A 17860-nucleotide genomic window follows, 5' to 3' on the forward strand; every position below is an offset into this window, starting at 1 on the left:
CCCAGGGATGCTTGAGTGAGAAGGGGGTGAACTGATCACCCCCTTCCCCTCAGCGCCGAAAGGCCGGTCCGCGTCACTGAGGTGACGCGGACCGGCCTTCGAGGGACGTACAGCTGACTAGTCGCCGTTGCCCGGGGTGGGCGTCGTCTTCTGAATCTGGAGCAGGAACTCCGCGTTCGACTTCGTCTGCTTCATCTTGTCGAGGAGCAGCTCGACAGCCTGCTGCTGGTCGAGCGCGTGCAGCACCCGGCGCAGCTTCCAGACGATGTTCAGCTCCTCGGCGCCGAGCAGGATCTCTTCCTTACGGGTACCGGACGCGTCCACGTCCACCGCCGGGAAGATGCGCTTGTCGGCGAGCTTCCGGTCGAGCTTGAGCTCGGCGTTGCCGGTGCCCTTGAACTCCTCGAAGATCACCTCGTCCATGCGGGACCCGGTGTCCACCAGGGCGGTGGCGAGGATGGTCAGCGAGCCGCCGTCCTCGATGTTGCGGGCCGCACCGAAGAAGCGCTTCGGCGGGTAGAGGGCCGTGGAGTCGACACCACCGGACAGGATGCGGCCGGAGGCAGGGGCGGCGAGGTTGTACGCACGGCCCAGGCGGGTGATCGAGTCCAGCAGCACCACCACGTCGTGACCCAGCTCCACGAGGCGCTTGGCGCGCTCGATGGCGAGCTCGGCGACCGTGGTGTGGTCCTCGGCCGGGCGGTCGAAGGTCGAGGAGATGACCTCGCCCTTGACCGACCGCTGCATGTCGGTGACCTCTTCCGGACGCTCGTCGACGAGGACGACCATCAGGTGGCACTCGGGGTTGTTGTGCGTGATCGCGTTGGCGATCGCCTGCATGATCATGGTCTTACCGGTCTTCGGCGGGGCCACGATCAGACCGCGCTGGCCCTTACCGATCGGCGAGACCAGGTCGATGATGCGGGTGGTGAGGACGCCGGGGTCCGTCTCCAGGCGGAGGCGGTCCTGCGGGTACAGCGGCGTCAGCTTGTTGAACTCCGGGCGGCCGCGGCCGTGTTCGGGCGCCATGCCGTTGACGGAGTCCAGCCGGACGAGGGCGTTGAACTTCTCGCGCCGCTCGCCTTCCTTGGGCTGACGGACAGCGCCGGTGATGTGGTCGCCCTTGCGCAGGCCGTTCTTGCGGACCTGGGCGAGGGAGACGTACACGTCGTTCGGCCCGGGCAGGTAGCCCGACGTACGGATGAAGGCGTAGTTGTCGAGGATGTCCAGGATGCCCGCGACCGGGATCAGGACGTCGTCCTCGGCGATCTGCGGCTCGCTGCCCATCTCGTCACGGCCCCGGCGGCCCCGGCGGTCCCGGTAGCGGCCGCGACGGCCGCGCCGGCCGCCCTCGAAGTCGTCGTCGCTCTGACCCTGGCCGCCGCCCTGCTGCTGACGCTGCTGCTGGCCCTGGCCCTGGTTCTGCTGCTGGTCGTCGCCCTTGGTGCGGCGGTCGCGGTCCCGGTCCCGGTCGCGGTCCCGGCCGCGCTCGCGGCGGTCGCGACGGCGGCCCTCGCCGCCCTCACCGGCGTCGCCCTTGGCCTCGCCCTGCGGCTGCTGCTGCGGCGCGGGCGTCTCGGCCTTCGGCTCGCTCTTGGCCTCGGCGGCGACGGTCTCGGGGCTGCCTGCCTCGGCGGTGGCCCGCCGACGACGGCGCTCCGCGGGGGCGTCCTCTCCCCCACGCTCGCCTTCGCTCGCGCGGGCGGTGCCCCCGGCAGGCTGGCCGGGGATCTCGATCTGCTGCTGGGCCACGGCCTTCTCAGCGGGCGCCTCGGCCTTCTTCTCGGCCTTCTCGGCGGGGGCCTCCTCGCCGGTGCGCGCCTTGGAGGTGGCGCGGCGCTTCGGCTTGGTCTCGGTGGCGGCCTCGGTCTTCGCCGGGGCTCCCCCTCCTGCCTGCGCCTCCTTGATGACCTCGATCAGCTGGCTCTTGCGCATGCGCGCGGTGCCCCTGATGCCGAGGCCGGATGCGACCTGCTGCAGCTCGGCCAGCACCATGCCCTCGAGGCCGGTACCGCGGCGCCGCCGGGAGCCGGCACCGGTGGCAGGCGCGGAGGCGTCCGTGGCGGGCGCGGCAGCGGTCTCCTCGACACGTGCGCCCATCAGATCGGTGGTGTCGCTCACGAAGGGTCCTTCCCTGGAGCGGACGTCGGCCTGTCTGGCTCGGCGACCGGTTGTGCTGTCCGGCTTCGGTCCTTGCTGACTGAACCGTGCCGGGGCGGTGGTCCGCCTAAGCGGCGGAGGAAATATCTGGTGATGGCGCTTCCTTGAGCCGTGGCACCCAGTGTCACGTGGCGTGGTCGCACCGGTTCCGGAGCGTGCCCGTCGGACCGCTCAGTGTCGACGTACGACGTACTGCCCGCGTACGAGGTACGAAACACAGTGCGGCTTGGGGAGCTCCCGGAAGAATGTCTGTCCCGGACTGGGACACGAGGCACCTCGCCATGGTGGGGTCGGGTGCAGACTTGAGGTTAACACTACCGGATCCAACAAACATTCCCCCTCTCGAAATCCGGCAATCGCGTGCTTTTAATCGGCGCTCGTCGCTTCGGCGCCGGTGGTCGCGAGCGGCAGCACGCTCGCTCCCGGCACGTCCAGGGCCAGCCGGTTCGCCGCCCAGCCCGGGCCGGCCAGCTGTTCCACCTTGTCGGCCGTGCCCTCGTCGGCCAGCGCGAGCACGGTGGGTCCGGCGCCGGAGATGACCGCGGGGATGCCGTCGGCCCGCAGCCGCTCCACCAGGGCCGCGCTCTCGGGCATGGCGGGCGCGCGGTACTCCTGGTGCAACCGGTCCTCGGTGGCGGGCAGCAGCAGCTCGGGGCGCCTGGTCAGGGCCTCGACGAGCAGCGCGGCACGGCCCGCGTTGGTGGCGGCGTCGACGTGCGGCACGGTGCGCGGGAGCAGGCCGCGCGCCGTCTCCGTCAGGACCGGCTTCCCGGGCACGAAAACCACCGGAACGATGGAATCGGCGGGATCCATCCTGATCGCCCGCGCGGCTCCGGCCTCCATCCAGGAGAGCGTGAAACCGCCGAGCAGACAGGCCGCGACGTTGTCCGGGTGCCCCTCGATCTCGGTGGCCAGCTCCAGCAGGCGCGTGTCGTCCATGCGGGCCTCGCCGCCTATCGTCACGGCCCGTGCGGCGACAATTCCGGCGCAGATCGCGGCCGAGGAGGAGCCCAGGCCACGACCATGCGGAATGCGGTTCGCACAGACGATTTCCAGGCCGCGCGGCTGTCCGCCCAGGGAATCGAAGGCGGTGCGGAGAGAGCGTACGAGAAGGTGGTTTTCGTCACGTGGCAGCGTCTCGCTGCCCTCACCCGCGATGTCGATGTGCAGCCCGGAGTCGGCCACCCGGACGACCACGTCGTCGTAGAGCCCCAGCGCGAGGCCTAGGGCGTCGAAGCCCGGGCCGAGGTTGGCGCTGGTGGCGGGGACGCGCACCCGTACGGCGGCGGCGCGGAAGGCTGGACCGGCCATCGCTCGATGACACTCCTTGAGCTGCGTGATTGTCGAAGACATCCGATGACGTACGACGAACCCTTCGGGCCGCTGTCCGATCACTCCGGGGATGCACTCCGGAGACCACGACGACGGCGCGGCGCCCTGCCTATGCGAGGCATATGCGGGGGGCGGGTTCAGTACAGCCTATCGAAGGAAGGTTCTGTGGCGACATAGGGCGCACAGGAGGCGCACGATGCGTGTCGTAAGCCCCCTGTGCCCCCCTTCCAGGGGAAGCCCTGGGTCAAGCGGTACGTCAGACCAGTCCGAGGCGCTCGGCAGCGGTGGCCGCGTCCACCGGAACCGTGACCGGCTGCGGTGCGCCGGCGACGGCCCAGTCGGGGTCCTTGAGGCCGTTTCCGGTGACCGTGCAGACGATGCGCTGGCCCGGGTCGACCTTGCCGAGTTCGGCGGCCTTCAGCAGACCGGCCACCGAGGCGGCGGAGGCGGGCTCCACGAAGACGCCCTCCTGCGCGGCCAACAGGCGGTAGGCGCGCAGGATTTCACGGTCCGTCACCTCGTCGATGAGACCGCCGGACTCGTCCCGCGCGTTGAGCGCGTGCTGCCAGGAGGCGGGGTTGCCGATCCGGATCGCGGTGGCGATGGTCGAGGGGTCCTTGACGACCTCGCCGCGCACGATCGGCGCGGAGCCGGAGGCCTGGAAGCCCCACATACGGGGCGTCCTGGCGGCGACGCCGTCGGCGGCGTACTCCTTGTACCCCCTCCAGTACGCCGTGATGTTGCCCGCGTTGCCCACCGGCAGGACGTGGATGTCGGGGGCGTCGCCGAGCATGTCGACAATCTCGAACGCGGCGGTCTTCTGGCCCTCGATACGTACCGGATTGACCGAATTGACCAGCGCGACGGGGTAGTTGTCGCTGAGCGCGCGGGCGAGCGTGAGGCAGTCGTCGAAGTTGCCATCGACCTGGAGGATCTTCGCGCCGTGCACCAGGGCCTGGCCCATCTTGCCGAGGGCGATCTTGCCCTGCGGCACGAGCACCGCGGAGACCATCCCGGCGCGCACGGCGTACGCGGCGGCGGAGGCAGACGTGTTGCCCGTGGAGGCACAGATGACAGCCTTGGCCCCCTCCTCCTTGGCCTTGCTGATGGCCATGGTCATACCGCGGTCCTTGAAGGACCCGGTCGGGTTCGCGCCTTCCACCTTGAGGTGAACCTCGCAGCCCGTGCGCTCGGAGAGCACCTGCGCGGGCACGAGGGGCGTGCCGCCCTCGCGGAGCGTCACGACCGGCGTGGTGTCGGAGACGGGCAGCCGCTCCCGGTACTCCTCGATGATTCCGCGCCACTGGTGGGTCATTGCTGGTTACTCTCCTTCAACCCGCATGATGCTGGCGACACCCCGCACGGTGTCGAGCTTGCGCAGCGCCTCGACGGTCCCGTTGAGGGAGGCGTCCGATGCGCGGTGCGTGACGACGACGAGGGAGGCCTCGCCGTCCTTGCCCTGCTGCCGAACCGTATCGATGGACACGCCGTGCTCCGCGAACACGGTGGCCACCTGGGCGAGAACACCCGGTTTGTCGGCGACGTCGAGGCTGATGTGGTAGCGCGTGACGACCTCACCCATGGGCGAGACGGGCAGCGCGGCGTACGCGGACTCGCCGGGGCCGGTGGCGTTGCTGAGCCGGTTGCGGCAGACGGCGACGAGGTCGCCGAGGACGGCGGAGGCGGTCGGGGCGCCGCCGGCGCCGGGGCCGTAGAACATCAGCTGTCCGGCCGCGTCCGACTCCACGAACACGGCGTTGTACGCGCCGCGCACGGAGGCGAGCGGGTGGGTCAGCGGAATCATCGCCGGGTGCACGCGCGCGGTGACGGAGGCTCCGTCCTTTGAACGCTCACAGATGGCCAGCAGCTTGATGGTGCAGCCCATCTCCTTGGCGGAGGCGAAGTCGGCCGCCGTCACCTCGGTCATGCCCTCGCGGTAGACGTCGTCGAGGCGCACGCGCGTGTGGAAGGCGATACCGGCGAGGATCGCGGCCTTGGCGGCGGCGTCGAACCCCTCGACGTCGGCGGTGGGATCGGCTTCCGCATACCCCAGGGCGGTGGCCTCGTCGAGGGCTTCCTGGTACCCGGCGCCGGTCGAGTCCATCTTGTCGAGGATGAAGTTCGTGGTGCCGTTGACGATCCCGAGCACCCGGTTGACCTTGTCGCCGGCCAGGGACTCGCGCAGCGGGCGGATCAGGGGGATGGCACCGGCGACGGCGGCCTCGTAGTAGAGGTCCTTGTCGTGCTCCTCCGCGGCCGCGTGCAGGGCGGCGCCGTCCTGGGCGAGCAGGGCCTTGTTGGCGGAGACGACGGACGCCCCGTGCTCGAAGGCGGTGGTGATGAGCGTACGGGCGGGCTCGATACCGCCGATGACCTCGACCACGACGTCGAGGTCGCCGCGTTTGACGAGGGCGGTGGCGTCGGTGGTGACGAGGTCTTGCGGGATGCCCTCGCGCACCTTGTCGGGCCGACGGACGGCGACGCCCGCGAGCTCCACCGGGGCGCCGATGCGGGCGGCGAGGTCGTCGGCGTGCGTCGTCATGATGCGCGCCACCTCTGAGCCGACCACTCCACAGCCCAGCAGCGCCACCTTCAGCGGACGCGTACGCATCATCCGACCTCGTTTCTCTTACCGTCTACGGTGGGACCAGTCTCACTCACCGGACGGGAGTTTCTGCCCCTCGTCCGGATCGTGAGACGTCTATTTCATTTGTACGGGGGTGGAAGACAGGAGATCTTCCACCCGGTGTTTGTGACCGGCGTTTGTGTCCGGCGTTTCTGTCCGGCTCAGCCGACGTCGAGACGCAGGAGGTCCTCCTCCGTCTCCCGGCGGACGATCACCCGTGCCTCGCCGTCCCGCACGGCGACCACCGGCGGCCGGGTGACGTGGTTGTAGTTGCTGGCCATGGACCGGCAGTAGGCACCCGTGGCCGGTACGGCGATCAGGTCACCCGGTGCCAGGTCGGCGGGCAGGAACGCGTCCTTCACCACGATGTCGCCGCTCTCGCAGTGCTTGCCGACGACGCGGGCCAGCATCGGCTCGGCGTCGGAGCTGCGGGAGACGAGCGCGACGCTGTACTCGGCGTCGTACAGCGCGGTACGGATATTGTCCGACATGCCGCCGTCGACGGAGACGTACGTCCGCAGCCCGTCCAGGGGCTTGATGGTGCCGACCTCGTAGAGCGTGAAGGCGGTGGGCCCGACGATGGCCCGGCCCGGCTCGACGGAGATGCGCGGAGTCCGCAGCCTGGCGGCCTCGCACTCACGCGTGACGATCTCGGTCAGCGCCTTGGCGATCTCATGCGGTTCGCGCGGATCGTCGTCGCTCGTGTACGCGATCCCGAGCCCACCCCCGAGGTCGATCTCGGGCAGCTCGACGCCGTGCTCGTCCCGGATGTCCTTCAGCAGCCCGACGACGCGATGGGCGGCGACCTCGAAGCCGGACATGTCGAAGATCTGCGACCCGATGTGGCTGTGAATCCCGATGAGCTCGATCCCGTCGAGCCGCAGGGCCCGTCGTACGGCCTCGGCGGCCTGCCCCCCGGCGAGCGGAATACCGAACTTCTGGTCCTCGTGGGCGGTGGCGATGAACTCGTGGGTGTGCGCCTCCACCCCGACGGTGACACGGATCTGCACGCGCTGCCGCTTGCCGAGCTCCTGCGCGATGTGGGCGACGCGGACGATCTCCTGGAAGGAGTCGAGCACGATCCGCCCCACGCCGGCCTCTATGGCCCGCCGGATCTCGTCCTTGGACTTGTTGTTGCCGTGGAAGGCGATGCGGTCGGCGGGCATCCCGGCGGAGAGCGCGGTGGCCAGCTCGCCACCGGAGCACACGTCCAGGTTCAGCCCCTCCTCGTGCAGCCACCGCACGACGGCCCGCGACAGGAACGCCTTGCCCGCGTAGAAGACGTCGGCGTCGTGCCCGAAGGCGGTACGCCAGGCGCGGGCACGGGCGCGGAAGTCGGCCTCGTCGAGGAGGTAGGCGGGGGTGCCGAACTCCTCGGCGAGCCGCGTCACTGGGATACCGCCGACCGTGACGACGCCGTGGGCGTCGCGGGTGACGGTCTGCGCCCACACCTTGCCGTCGAGGGCGTTGAGATCGGCGGGCGGAGCGCTGTAGTGCCCCTCGGGGAGGACGTCGGCGTGACGGGGCCCGGCGGGGTGTGCGGAACGGCTCATTTCTCTTTGGGCTCTCTCAGAGGTGTTCGGGTGCGTCGATGCCGAGCAGGGACAGGCCGCCGGCCAGCACCGTCCCGGCGGCTTCGGCGAGCGCGAGCCGGGCCCGGTGGGCGGCCGAGGGTTTCTCCGCACCGCGCGGCAGCACGGTGGGCAGCAGGGGGAGAACGGCATCGGCGACGCTGACGAGGTGCCGGGCGAGCCGGTCGGGGGCGTGGTGGGTGGCGGCGGTGGTGAGGATGCGGGGGTGGTCGGCGAGGGCGGGGAGCAGGTGCTCGGCGGTGGGCGTTACGTCGATGCTGCCGGGGTCGGCGGTGAAGCCGAGGTCGGCGGCGTTGCGGGTGAGGGCGCGGGTGCGGGCGTGGGCGTAACGGACGCGGAAGAGGGGGTTGCTCTCGCGCTGGACCAGGTGGTCGGGGGTGATGCGCGGGCGGTCGTGGGCGGCGGGGTGGAGGAGGGCCCAGCGGGCGGCGTCGCGGGAGAGGGATAGGGGGATGGGGATGGTGCGGGTGGCGGTGGGCCGGATGGTGACCGCGTGGTCACTGCTGTCGACGATGATGTCGCCGTAGGCGTCGACGTGAACGCCGAGCACGGCACGCCACTCCGGCTCGGGCGGGGCGTCGCAGGTGGTGCGGACGTGGGCGCTCTGGGAGCGCAGGAGGCGGGCGGTGGCGTCCAGGACGACGAGGGCGCGCACCTCGTGGGGGGCGTGCAGGTGCACAACTTGCCCGGCGAGGGCGTCGCTGTGCCCGTAGGTGGGCCCGTCACGAAGGATGCGGCGGACGACTTCGCCGGAGGCGGCGCTTTCCAGGGCGATGTTCAGAAAGCCGGGCCCGGTGATCTCGACGCCGACGACACCCTCCGCGCCCACGAGATACGGCCGCAGCACCTCGGCGACCCGCAGGGGCGGTCGGCCGGCGGGGCGGGCGAGCTGGAGGGCGATGTTGGTGGCGTAGTCGCCCCAACCGCCGGGACCGGGCGGCGTGACCACGGCACGCGCAGGCACGGTCACGCTCAGCTCCCCCTCGTCGACAGCACGACGCACGGCGTGCAGCACGGTGCGGGAGAGCTCGACGGGGGTCACGGGACAAGCGTATGGGAGGAGGGGGGTGGGTATGCGAGCCGGTTTGGACGCTGGTCCGGGATATGGACGGACGTCAGCCGGACGTCACCACTGGCACCCGGAGCCGCCGACCGACAACCCGCCGCTCAACCACCCGCACGCCCGGCCCGCTCGGCCCCGGCGGCCCCGAACAACTCACCCAGCCCGGCGTCACCGCCCTCAGGGCGTCTGTCTGCCCCCCGCTCGATCAACTGCCGCACCAACTCCACCAGTTCGCCGGGCTCAAACGGCTTGGCGAGAAAGGCGTCGACGCCGACGTCGAGGCCGCTCTCGACCTCGTACTGCGTACAGGCGCTGATGATGGCGAGGGGCAGATGCCGGGTCCGCGGATCCGCCCGCAGCCGGGCGGCGGTACGCAGGCCGTCCAACCGCGGCATAACGACGTCGAGCGTGACGACGTCGGGCCGCACCTGATGAACGACATCCAGACACTCGACACCATCGGCCGCGGTCACGACCTCGAAGCCCTCCAGCTCGAGGTTGACCCTGATCAACTGCCGGATGACCTTGTTGTCGTCCACAACAAGCACCCGGCCCGACGCGCCTGGCACAACTTCGAGAGTAGGTCCGGACCGGCCACCGCGTCCGGGTTTTCCCCACTTCCACCCCCTGCGGGCGACGCCCACCCTCCCTGACCTCCGGGCGGCCCCCAGCAAACCTGTTCATGAACACCCCGAAGGAGCTGGTAGTGTTCTACCCGTCGCCGCGAGAACACCACCGCGACCGACACGCCCCCGTAGCTCAGGGGATAGAGCAACGGCCTCCGGAGCCGTGTGCGCAGGTTCGAATCCTGCCGGGGGCACTCGCCGAAGATCAGCAGAAACCACGCGCTGACCAGGGCGGATGCCGACATGAAAGAGCGGGAGACAGTCTCACTGTCTCCCGCTCTTTCTCACTGTTGCGCACGGATCACGTGTGAGGGGCGTGTGGGCCACACACAGGGATCACGCGCTGTCCGGCCCCCACCCCATGGTCTTCTCGATCTTCTTGTTGTTCTCCGCCTCGCTGTCGTCGACGACCCCCGCATAGCGACGGTGGATCACCTCGGGAGAGTTGCCCGCACGCCGGGCCACCTCAGCCACGGGGAGACCCGCACGGAGCCAGTTCGTGATGCACGTGGCTCGCAGGTCGTACGGCTTGCGAGCCAGAGGCGATCCCACCTTGTCCGGCGGGAGCGCGAACGGCCGGGCCTCCTGCCACACCCGCCAGTAGCTGGAGGTCCCCAGCAAGCCACCCCGCTCGTTCGGGAAGAGTCGCCCGTCCTTGGCAGTCCCGAATTCCTTCACGTGGGCCCGGAGCATCGCCACGAGCACGGGCGGAATCGGTACGGGCCGGTCGGTGCCAGGCTCCCGTGACTTCAGTCCCCGCGTGTCGTGACGCTCTCCCGAGTCGGTCCACTTCTTACCCGAGATAGGACGCGTCTCGCGAAGAGTGAGAGTCCCCCAGCCCTTCTCGGGAAGGTGGCAGTCGGCCAGCCGGAGCCCGACCACTTCTGCGGGTCGCATCGCGGCGTACAGGATGCAGCCGAAGAACGCGATGAGGCGCCTGCCGCGATTGCGGTGGACTGAGCCGACATAGGAGACGGCCGTAAGGAGTTGCCGCCCCTGAATCTCGTTCACCAAGACTCGCGGATCTACGGCGTCACTTCCTTGGGCGGTGGGCCGCTTCAACCCGGCGAGCGGGTTTTCGTCGAGATATCCCTCTTGGATCGCGTACTCCATCGCGGTGTTGAAACCACGACGGCGCCGCTTGTACGTATCTGCCGCGGCCGGTTTGTCGTCGAGTTTGAAGGAGAGCCGATAGTGGACATCTCGAACGACCTTGGAATCCGTCAGGGCCGACAGGGGCAGGGAGTGAGCGGCAAGCCACACGCAGGCCTTCTCCAGCTCCGGCGGGGGCTCTTCGTCCTTGTGAGCCGGAACGACAGCCCACCGCACGGCACGCCGCACGTCCTCCAATTCCGGGGAGCCAGGCTTGTCACCCAGCATGCCGAGAGCCGCAGAGGCAAGGCTGTCCGCCAGTCCCTCACGCGTCTTGGCTGCGGCGGTGCGCCAGCGCACTGCCATGTACTCGCGAGAGAAATCCCACCAGGACGGGTCTGGCCGGGTATTCGCCTTCGCCGTTGCCGCTCGGAGTTCGGACTCAGGGAGTCCTGTCTCCACGTCGAAAGCCTCGCCCTTACGCATCGCTTGCCACAGTTCCGATCGGCGGCTTTCTGCAAGCGCTGACGTTGTGAACGTCGCGTGACGCACCTTTCCGGCGACCACCCAACGGAGTTGATAGGGCGCCGTCTTGCTGGCAATCTTGCTGACCTTCCACACACGGACATCCGTGGAAAGCGTGGGCTCTTCAGGCGCGGCCGGGCGCTCGCCTTCGCGAGCGCCCGGAATTGCGCTGGACTTGCGGTCGTTCACGCGGCTTCCTCCAGATCTGCAATCCAGCGCTCCAACTCCGAACGGCGAATGCGTACAGCGCCATTCGGGAGCTTGATTGCTTTCGGGCCTTTCCTGAGCTGTCGCCAGCGATAGAAGGTCGACATGGGTACGCCGATTTCCTCGACAACTTCGGAGATCGTGAGCATTTCGTCACGCGCCACGGTCGGCCTCCCCCGGGTTCTCATGAGCGGGATGGGAGTCGGACAGGTGGGACAGTCCCGATTCCGGCTGTCCCACCTGTTTGCGCAGGTCAGGTGATGGACTGGGACAGTCGGACAGCTGGGACACCCCCGGCGTGCCCTCTGTCCGGGTCTCGGTGTCCGGGTAGTAGCGGCCGGTGCCGTCCTTGGTGAGCTGTCCGTCCGCGGCCATGCGCGAGCAGGTGCGGCGGACGTTCTCGGCATCGAGTTGCGGCAGTGCAGCCACGATGTCCTTGGGCCGGGCGCCGGGGTGGGCGCGGACGTGCCGGAGGATGGCGGCGCGGGTGTCGCCGATGGTGTGGTCGGTGACCGGTCCATCGAGCATCTGCCAGGCGCCGGAGGCGGCTTGGAACTGAAGCGCGTACTCGGCTTCGTCCACGTCGCGACCGGTGACGTGCAGGATGCCGTCCGCCTGCCCGCGGGCCCGCTTGAGCACGAGCGTGGCGTCCGCGGCTCCGGCGATGCCGTTCGTGCCGGAGACCTCGGTCAGGAAATCGTCCGAGCCTGCCTTGCGGACGTGGTGGACGAGCACCACGGCGATGCCGTAGTGGTCGGCGATCCGCTTGGCGTAGCCGACGGCCACGTAATCCGCGTCGTACGCAGACACGCCCTGCGGGGCGGGGCCGCGCATCTTGGCGAACACGTCGATGACGACCATGCGGGCGTCCGGATTGCGGTCCAACCATCCGGCGATGGCGTCGCTACCGCCCTGGGGGAAGGGCGGGCATTCGGTGACCAGGGTCAGCCCGGCCGGGGCCGCCTGCCCTCCCAGCATCTTGCCCATGCGGGTCTGGAGACGGCGCGGGGTGTCCTCCAGAGCGAGGTAGAGCACCGGACCGCCGTCGACCGGCAGCGAGTCGAACGCGTGGCCCCCGGAGGCGACCGCAAGTGCCAGACCGAGGGACAGCCACGACTTGCCCACCTTGGGCGGACCGGCGAGCAGGTTCACACCCTCAGCGAGGATGCCGGGAACGGCCCACTTCGGCTCCGGGAAGTCCGCGGCCATGAGCTGATCCGCGGTCCACGCGGTGCGCGGACGCTCCCGCTTCGGCAGCTCCCGCGGGGCCGTTTCGGGGTCGCTGGGCACGGAGTACAGGTGCAGTGGGGGGATGGGGTTGCGGCTCTTGCCGTTCTCGTCTGAAGGCGGGGGAACGGGGTTGCTGTTCATGCCGCGACCTTCCGAGGGCGGTTGGCTCCGGCAGCCAGGCCGGAAGCGATGGTGCGGCGTGCCTCGCGCTCGCCCTGGCCGACGCGGAGCGCTGCCTCGGTGAGCTTCTCGGTCACCTCGTACGCGTCCAGCTCTCCCCCGGCGACCAACTGACCGAGAGCGACGGAGGCGATGTAGAGCGCGTTGTTGTGCTGGTGCTCGCCGGAACCGGTGACCCGCGCCAACTCGCCGTTGACCGCGGCGTTCAGGAACTTGCCGCGCCGGTCGCGGGCCGTGAGCGGGACCGTGACCGGACGCTGCGGGGGCAGCGGCGCCGGGCGTAGCAGTTCGGCAATCCAGCCCGGCAGCGGCGCCACGGGGGCGTTGCGAGCCACCGCGTACGGCTCTCCGGCGAAGGTGCTGCCCGCGCCGACCACGAGCCCGCCGACGGCGCGGGTGTCGACCTTCCAGCCGAGCCCGCGCGCGCTGTCCCCGGCGGTGTTGCGCAGCGGCTCGCCCTCGGGGGCGGCGAAGTACAGGTGCGTGCCGCCGCTCCAAGTGCGGACCGAGTACGTGTCGGCGGGGAAGGGCTGGCTGTGGCGCTCGCAGAGCAGGGCGAGTACGTCGGCGCCGTCGGTGACACCGTGCGCGGCCCATTCGGCCGGCGGGGTGTCGTCCGGGCCCTTGGGGGTGTCGAGGTCGACGACGATGAGCCCGGAGGGGCCCGTGGCGATGCCGACGTTGTAGGGGGCGTGCGTCCAGCACCGGGTGACGCGCTGATGGTCGGTGGTGGCGCGGGTCTCCCAGTCACGGACGGCGGGGCGCTTGGCGCCAGGGATGAGAGGGAAGACGTGCCAGCCGCGCGACGCAGCGTCAAGCGCAGCGCTGAGCTGGGCAGAGCCGTCCAGTTGAGGCATGCTGGAGGTTCTCCTGTTCTGTCGAAGGGACAAGGGAGCCGGGGCGGGCGCGGTCTTGTGGTGAGAGGCGCCCGCCCCGGGCGTGTCTAGAACGGGGGTTCGTCGCTGAACCCCGAACCGGAGCCCTTCGCGGCTCCGGCCGCGGCAGGGGCGGCAGTGCTCCACGCGTCGGTGGCCGGACCGGAGGCGGCCCCGTTGCGCTGGACGCGTTCGACCTTGGCCGTGGCGAAGCGCAGCGAGGGGCCGATGTCGTCGACTTCCAGCGCGAGCATGGAACGGTTCTCGCCCTGCTCGTTCTGCCAGTTGTGCTGACGCAGACGGCCGGTGACGACCACGCGCGTGCCCTTGGTCAGACTCTCGGCGACGTGGTTGGCCAGGTCCCGCCATGCGGTGCAGCGCAGGAACATCGCGGTGCCGTCCCGCCACTGACCGGTGGCCTTGTCGTAGGTGCGCGGGGTGGAGGCGACGGAGAACCGGGCGATGGCGTCGCCCCCGGCGGTGAAGCGCAGTTCGGGGTCAGCGGCGAGGTTGCCGACGATGGTGATGGGGGTCTCTCCCACGGACATGTGGATCACTCGCTTTCGGTGTGGGTGGGGTTGGTGCTGGAGTCGCGGTGCTCGGCGGTGATGTACAGCCGGGTGCGCTTGCCATCGCGGGTCGGGTACTGGCGTGCCGGGCCGGTGTCGAACGCGGCGGCCAGAGCGGTGCTGACGCGGTCGGCGTCGTCCGGCGTGCAGATGACGCGGATCTCGAACACAGCTCCCCTCTCTGATCGTCAGAGGTCGGTGAGCGCGTCGGTGGGGATCTCGTAGACGTCGACGACGTCCGTGACGCCGGTCCAGTAGCCGGGCGTGTAGTGGACGTAGCCGACGTACAGCGGCGTGCCGTCGCGGTCCGTGGTGGCGTAGACGTGGACCGCGTCCACGACCGTGCCCGGCTGCCTGCGGGCGCTGCGGATGCTGGCCGCGGCCTTGTGGGCGGTCAGCCGCCTACGGTTCACGTCACGGCGGTCGTCGACCAGCGGGTACCAGGTGGCGCAGCGGGCGATGGTGTGCTTGGCCATGGCTGTTGGCTCCCTCGGGATCAGTGGGTGGGGTGGGGGGTGTGGGCGCCCAGCCGTCGGACGGCGGCGTGCAGCTTGGCGTTCAGGACGGCGGGCGGGTGGGTGGTGAAGGAGTGCAGGGCGACGGCGGCGGCGATGATGACGTCGCACAGTTCGTCGGCGACGTCCGCCGGAGTGTGGGTGGTGCCCTTGCGGGGGTTTTGGCCCGTCATGCCGATGTAGGCGGCGGACGCCTCGCCCGCCTCTTCAACGACCTTCAGCAGCCGCATCGCCGTCTCGTGCTCGCCCGTGCCGTTGGCGGCGTTCAGGGCGGTGACGATGCGGGCGGTGACCGAGCACAGGACGGCGCTCATACGGACTTCCTTTCACCGGTGGGGAGTTCGGGCAGCCCGGCGGCTTCCAGGGCGGTGGGGTCGAAGCCGGGCAGTGCGGCGCGGGTGACGAGTGCCTGCGCGAGCTGTTCGGCGTAGGCGGCGCCGGTGCGGGCCACCTCGATCTTTGTCGTGCCGCGGATGGTCTCGACACGCTCGATGTGGGCGCGTTCCTCGCGCCGGTCGCTCACGTGCCGCTCGTGGGCGACGCGCTCGCGCCGGTCGGTGCGCCAGTAGCGCGCGGCGAGCCCGTAGGCGACGGCGGTGGCCAGCGCCCACAGCAGCAGCGGCAGCGACCACCCGTCGGCGTATCCGGCGACCCCGGCGAGGGCCAGCCCGCCGGAGGCGGCGAACGCGGTCCCGGCAAGCACGGGGTCTCCGGCGCGGCCGACACTCGCGCACGCGCCAGCCGCCGCGGCGGCGAGAGACAGGGCGGTCATGAGCACGGCGTTGCCGACGGAGTGTTCGGCGCCGTTGGCGTTCCAGATCCGGGCAAGGGCGAGCACGGTCGTGGTGGCGAGCGCGGGCGCGGCCTTGGGTGCGGCGATGGCGAGCCAGTGCCGGGCGACGATGGGTTCGTTCACGGCCGTACTCCTCACAGGTCCGGGAGCGCGTTGACGATGGCGCTCATGAGCTGGTTGACGGTGTCGGCGGCTCCGGTGGAGGCGAGGTAGAAGCCGAACATCACGGCCACGAACGCGGAGCCGGGTCCGAGGGTCTTGGAGCGCAGCAGCATGAAGAGCACGAAGCCGAAGAGCAGGGCGAGGGAGATGGTCACGGCCATGGGCGTGACCTCCTTTCCTTGCGGTTGGGTTGGGGTCAGCGGGTGCCTGCGCGGTATGTGCGGGCGGCGCGGTTGTAGAGCCAGCGGCCGACGCGTATCCGCTTGCCGTGGCCCTTGCAGCGGCGGCAGTTCTTGCCGCGCTTGGGCCGTCCCTTGCGGTCGGTGGTCATGGCGAAGCCGAAGCCGTTGCACTTGCGGCAGGTGCCGAACGGGCTCGCCGCACAGACCGAGGCGTAACCGAACGTGACGAACAGCGGGAGCGCGATAGCGAGCAGGATCGGTGCCACGAGAGCCCTCCCAGGGCGGTTTTCAGGGATTTCCGCAGGTGGGGCCCTATCGGCTAGCGTGCTGATCAGGGCCCGTATGGGGCGCTAGCGGGACCTCTAGCGCTAGAGGGTCTGACCCCTAGCGCTAGAAGCCCCTCGGCGTCAGCCCGCATCCCGGTTTCGGTCACGCTCCGCAATCGCCGTGACGATGTGGGCGCGCTCGAACCCGGTCCGGTTGACGGTCTTGCCGTTGATCCGCCGGGCCACCTGCCCCGTGGTCACGCCGTACGGCTTCAGGGCGGTGGTGAGCTGCCGCGCCTTGTCCGCCGGGGCCATCTCGCCCCACGGCCCGTACTTCTCCGGCCGCAGCTCGGCGAGCCGGTCGACGGTGACGTCGTTCCACGGCTTGGCCTCATCCGCCGGGACGACGGCGAGGATGTCCTCAAGCAGCGGATCGACCGCCTCGCGCCGCTCCGGCGTCTCGCCTGCGGCGATACCGCGCAGCGTGCCCGCGTCGATGCGCGCCTTGCGGGCGCGCTCGCAGATGGCGTCCGCGGCCGGGTTGTCGAGGTAGTAGCCGCGCACAATCTGCGGGTCGTCGGCGGCGCCGACCAGGTAGCCGATGCCCTTGTCGGACTTGGTGAACGAGGTGGCGCGGATGCCGTTGCGGTACATCGACGTGCCCAGGATCATGTCGTTCTCGATCTGGCCCATGACCCGCAGGCAGAACCGCGTGCCCACGTTCGCACTGATCGCGGGCGGGAGCGAGTCCTTGTCCGGGCGCTGCGTGGCCAGCAGCAGGATCACCCCAAGCGCCCGGCCGCGCTTGATGATGGCCGTGCACAGCGCCCCGGCTTCCTTGCCGTACTTGTCGTGGCTGAACAGCTCCTGGCACTCGTCAATCGCCAGCACGAGCGGGTGCAGACCCAGGGAGCGGTTCGCGGCCAGGGACGGGATGACCTTGTTCTCCGGGCACTTGTCCTTGGGCAGGGAGCTGATGACCTTGGCCCGGCGCTCCAAGTCCTTGTAGACGTAGCGGATCGAATCCAGCGTGGCCGCGCACGTGTCGTCGTCCGGGCCGGAGCCGTAGTCGGCCGCCACCTTCTTCAGCCGTCACGTCCAGGGCCGCGGCGAGCAACGGCGTGCGCAGACTGAACGTCTTGCCCATGCCGGGCATGGCGCCGATCAGGACGTTGTCGTACATCAGCGTCAGGTCGACGTTCCGGCCGCGCTGATCGGTGCCGAACGGCAGCGGCTTGAACAGCGACGCAGCCCCCGACTTCGCCAGCGGCCACGGCGGGGCGGGCACCTTGTTCAGCGCCCGGTCCCCGACCCACAGCATCATCCGGCCGGCGTGCTCATCGGCCACCGGCTCCGGCCACACGCACCCCAGCGGACGGCGCAGACCAGAGGCCAGTTTCTCGCGCCGGTCGAGGATGTCCGGCACGGTCACGCCGTACGGCAGGTCGACATCCGCGCGCCAGCCGGGGCCGTCACGGGTGATCGGGGCGGGGAACTTGATGCCCTCCCCGCCCTTGCCGAGCGCCTTGTTGATCTCGGCAATACCGAGCGCTCCCAGGGCGCGTTCGACGATGCCGCTCGTCAATCGCTCGACTTCGGTCGTGACGACCGCGCGGGAGATGACGGGCTTGTCGGACGGCGCCCCCAGGAAGCCGAACCCGGCCGTCAGCAGCGCCAGCGCCAGGACTTCGAGCCAGGCGGGGGCGAGCACGAACAGCACGATGGCCAGCACCGGACCGACGACCAGGCCGAGCAGCATCACGATGCCGCGCAGCTTCACCCGGTTGTCACGCTGCCGCGACAGCTTCAGGTACTCCTCGACGTTCTCGCGCCGCGCGGCGACCTGCCGCAGCGGCTCCCCCCCC

At 70.1% G+C, this 17860-nt stretch carries 18 protein-coding genes, 1 tRNA gene and 2 pseudogenes; 1 reads left to right on the plus strand and 20 read right to left on the minus strand.

Features of this window, described 5'->3' with window-relative positions:
* Nucleotides 1-117 precede the first annotated feature (117 nt).
* The 7 genes and pseudogenes from rho to SSP24_RS30705 all read right to left on the minus strand — a co-directional run bounded on the left by rho (nt 118) and on the right by SSP24_RS30705 (nt 9457).
* On the minus strand, nt 118-2121 hold the full coding sequence (gene rho, locus SSP24_RS30675) for a transcription termination factor Rho (RefSeq protein WP_141313229.1): 2004 nt from the start codon (nt 2119-2121) through the stop codon (nt 118-120).
* Nucleotides 2122-2526: 405 nt separating this feature from the next.
* Entirely contained in the window at nt 2527-3471 is a 945-nt protein-coding gene (gene thrB, locus SSP24_RS30680; protein ID WP_141313230.1) for a homoserine kinase, read from the minus strand.
* A 277-nt stretch (nt 3472-3748) separates the two neighbouring features.
* Nucleotides 3749-4807, minus strand: coding sequence for a threonine synthase (thrC, locus tag SSP24_RS30685; protein WP_141313231.1), 1059 nt, complete (start codon nt 4805-4807; stop codon nt 3749-3751).
* A gap of 6 nt (nt 4808-4813) precedes the next feature.
* Entirely contained in the window at nt 4814-6106 is a 1293-nt protein-coding gene (locus SSP24_RS30690; RefSeq protein ID WP_141313232.1) for a homoserine dehydrogenase, read from the minus strand.
* 173 nt (nt 6107-6279) lie between these two features.
* A complete protein-coding gene (gene lysA, locus SSP24_RS30695; protein ID WP_141313233.1) occupies nt 6280-7671 on the minus strand; it encodes a diaminopimelate decarboxylase in 1392 nt (463 codons plus the stop codon).
* A 16-nt stretch (nt 7672-7687) separates the two neighbouring features.
* A complete protein-coding gene (gene nrtL, locus SSP24_RS30700; protein WP_141313234.1) occupies nt 7688-8752 on the minus strand; it encodes an ArgS-related anticodon-binding protein NrtL in 1065 nt (354 codons plus the stop codon).
* Between the two features lie 125 nt (nt 8753-8877).
* Nucleotides 8878-9457: pseudogene (locus SSP24_RS30705) on the minus strand (response regulator).
* 64 nt (nt 9458-9521) lie between these two features.
* On the opposite strand from SSP24_RS30705, the gene SSP24_RS30710 reads away from it, so the two are divergent.
* Nucleotides 9522-9593 (plus strand) — tRNA-Arg (locus tag SSP24_RS30710).
* Nucleotides 9594-9735: 142 nt separating this feature from the next.
* Here SSP24_RS30710 and SSP24_RS30715 read toward each other — a convergent pair.
* The 13 genes and pseudogenes from SSP24_RS30715 to SSP24_RS44430 all read right to left on the minus strand — a co-directional run.
* A complete protein-coding gene (locus SSP24_RS30715) occupies nt 9736-11205 on the minus strand; it encodes a tyrosine-type recombinase/integrase (RefSeq protein WP_229866269.1) in 1470 nt (489 codons plus the stop codon).
* Entirely contained in the window at nt 11202-11372 is a 171-nt protein-coding gene (locus SSP24_RS30720) for a helix-turn-helix transcriptional regulator (protein ID WP_174864745.1), read from the minus strand. Before SSP24_RS30720 ends, SSP24_RS30715 begins: the two co-directional genes overlap by 4 nt.
* Before the next feature lie 4 nt (nt 11373-11376).
* The gene (locus tag SSP24_RS30725) at nt 11377-12594 is read right to left on the minus strand and encodes an AAA family ATPase (RefSeq protein WP_141313236.1); all 1218 of its coding nucleotides are present in this window, start codon (nt 12592-12594) and stop codon (nt 11377-11379) included.
* Entirely contained in the window at nt 12591-13490 is a 900-nt protein-coding gene (locus tag SSP24_RS30730; protein WP_141313237.1) for a bifunctional DNA primase/polymerase, read from the minus strand. The genes SSP24_RS30725 and SSP24_RS30730 overlap by 4 nt, the downstream gene beginning before the upstream one ends.
* A gap of 86 nt (nt 13491-13576) precedes the next feature.
* Nucleotides 13577-14056, minus strand: coding sequence for a single-stranded DNA-binding protein (gene ssb, locus SSP24_RS30735; RefSeq protein WP_141313238.1), 480 nt, complete (start codon nt 14054-14056; stop codon nt 13577-13579).
* Nucleotides 14057-14061: 5 nt separating this feature from the next.
* Entirely contained in the window at nt 14062-14247 is a 186-nt protein-coding gene (locus tag SSP24_RS30740; RefSeq protein ID WP_141313239.1) for a hypothetical protein, read from the minus strand.
* 18 nt (nt 14248-14265) lie between these two features.
* Nucleotides 14266-14553, minus strand: coding sequence for a hypothetical protein (locus SSP24_RS30745; RefSeq protein ID WP_141313240.1), 288 nt, complete (start codon nt 14551-14553; stop codon nt 14266-14268).
* A 20-nt stretch (nt 14554-14573) separates the two neighbouring features.
* Nucleotides 14574-14906 (minus strand): MazG-like family protein, encoded by a 333-nt coding sequence (locus tag SSP24_RS30750; protein ID WP_141313241.1) that lies wholly within the window; start codon nt 14904-14906, stop codon nt 14574-14576.
* The gene (locus SSP24_RS30755; RefSeq protein ID WP_141313242.1) at nt 14903-15508 is read right to left on the minus strand and encodes a hypothetical protein; all 606 of its coding nucleotides are present in this window, start codon (nt 15506-15508) and stop codon (nt 14903-14905) included. Before SSP24_RS30755 ends, SSP24_RS30750 begins: the two co-directional genes overlap by 4 nt.
* 11 nt (nt 15509-15519) lie before the next feature.
* Entirely contained in the window at nt 15520-15708 is a 189-nt protein-coding gene (locus SSP24_RS30760; protein WP_018087415.1) for a hypothetical protein, read from the minus strand.
* 35 nt (nt 15709-15743) lie between these two features.
* Nucleotides 15744-15995 carry a hypothetical protein gene (locus SSP24_RS30765; protein ID WP_141313243.1) on the minus strand — a complete coding sequence of 84 codons (252 nt, stop codon included), beginning with the start codon at nt 15993-15995 and terminating at the stop codon, nt 15744-15746.
* A gap of 141 nt (nt 15996-16136) precedes the next feature.
* Nucleotides 16137-16886 carry a hypothetical protein gene (locus SSP24_RS44425; RefSeq protein WP_244951802.1) on the minus strand — a complete coding sequence of 250 codons (750 nt, stop codon included), beginning with the start codon at nt 16884-16886 and terminating at the stop codon, nt 16137-16139.
* Nucleotides 16873-17860, minus strand: a pseudogene (locus SSP24_RS44430) (hypothetical protein); the annotation flags it as partial. The pseudogene SSP24_RS44430 and the gene SSP24_RS44425, both read right to left, overlap by 14 nt.

The sequence above is a fragment of the Streptomyces spinoverrucosus genome, from assembly GCF_006539505.1.
GTDB lineage: Bacteria > Actinomycetota > Actinomycetes > Streptomycetales > Streptomycetaceae > Streptomyces > Streptomyces spinoverrucosus.

Excerpts from the sequence above, each read along its gene's own strand:
- SSP24_RS30690 (WP_141313232.1), bottom strand. The coding sequence starts at position 6,106 with ATGATGCGTACGCGTCCGCTGAAGGTGGCGCTGCTGGGCTGTGGAGTG.
- SSP24_RS30760 (WP_018087415.1), bottom strand. The coding sequence starts at position 15,708 with ATGGCCGTGACCATCTCCCTCGCCCTGCTCTTCGGCTTCGTGCTCTTC.
- SSP24_RS30720 (WP_174864745.1), bottom strand. The coding sequence starts at position 11,372 with ATGCTCACGATCTCCGAAGTTGTCGAGGAAATCGGCGTACCCATGTCG.
- ssb (WP_141313238.1), bottom strand. The coding sequence starts at position 14,056 with ATGTCCGTGGGAGAGACCCCCATCACCATCGTCGGCAACCTCGCCGCT.
- SSP24_RS30730 (WP_141313237.1), bottom strand. The coding sequence starts at position 13,490 with ATGCCTCAACTGGACGGCTCTGCCCAGCTCAGCGCTGCGCTTGACGCT.
- SSP24_RS30745 (WP_141313240.1), bottom strand. The coding sequence starts at position 14,553 with ATGGCCAAGCACACCATCGCCCGCTGCGCCACCTGGTACCCGCTGGTC.
- SSP24_RS30750 (WP_141313241.1), bottom strand. The coding sequence starts at position 14,906 with ATGAGCGCCGTCCTGTGCTCGGTCACCGCCCGCATCGTCACCGCCCTG.
- thrC (WP_141313231.1), bottom strand. The coding sequence starts at position 4,807 with ATGACCCACCAGTGGCGCGGAATCATCGAGGAGTACCGGGAGCGGCTG.
- lysA (WP_141313233.1), bottom strand. The coding sequence starts at position 7,671 with ATGAGCCGTTCCGCACACCCCGCCGGGCCCCGTCACGCCGACGTCCTC.
- SSP24_RS30725 (WP_141313236.1), bottom strand. The coding sequence starts at position 12,594 with ATGAACAGCAACCCCGTTCCCCCGCCTTCAGACGAGAACGGCAAGAGC.
- thrB (WP_141313230.1), bottom strand. The coding sequence starts at position 3,471 with ATGGCCGGTCCAGCCTTCCGCGCCGCCGCCGTACGGGTGCGCGTCCCC.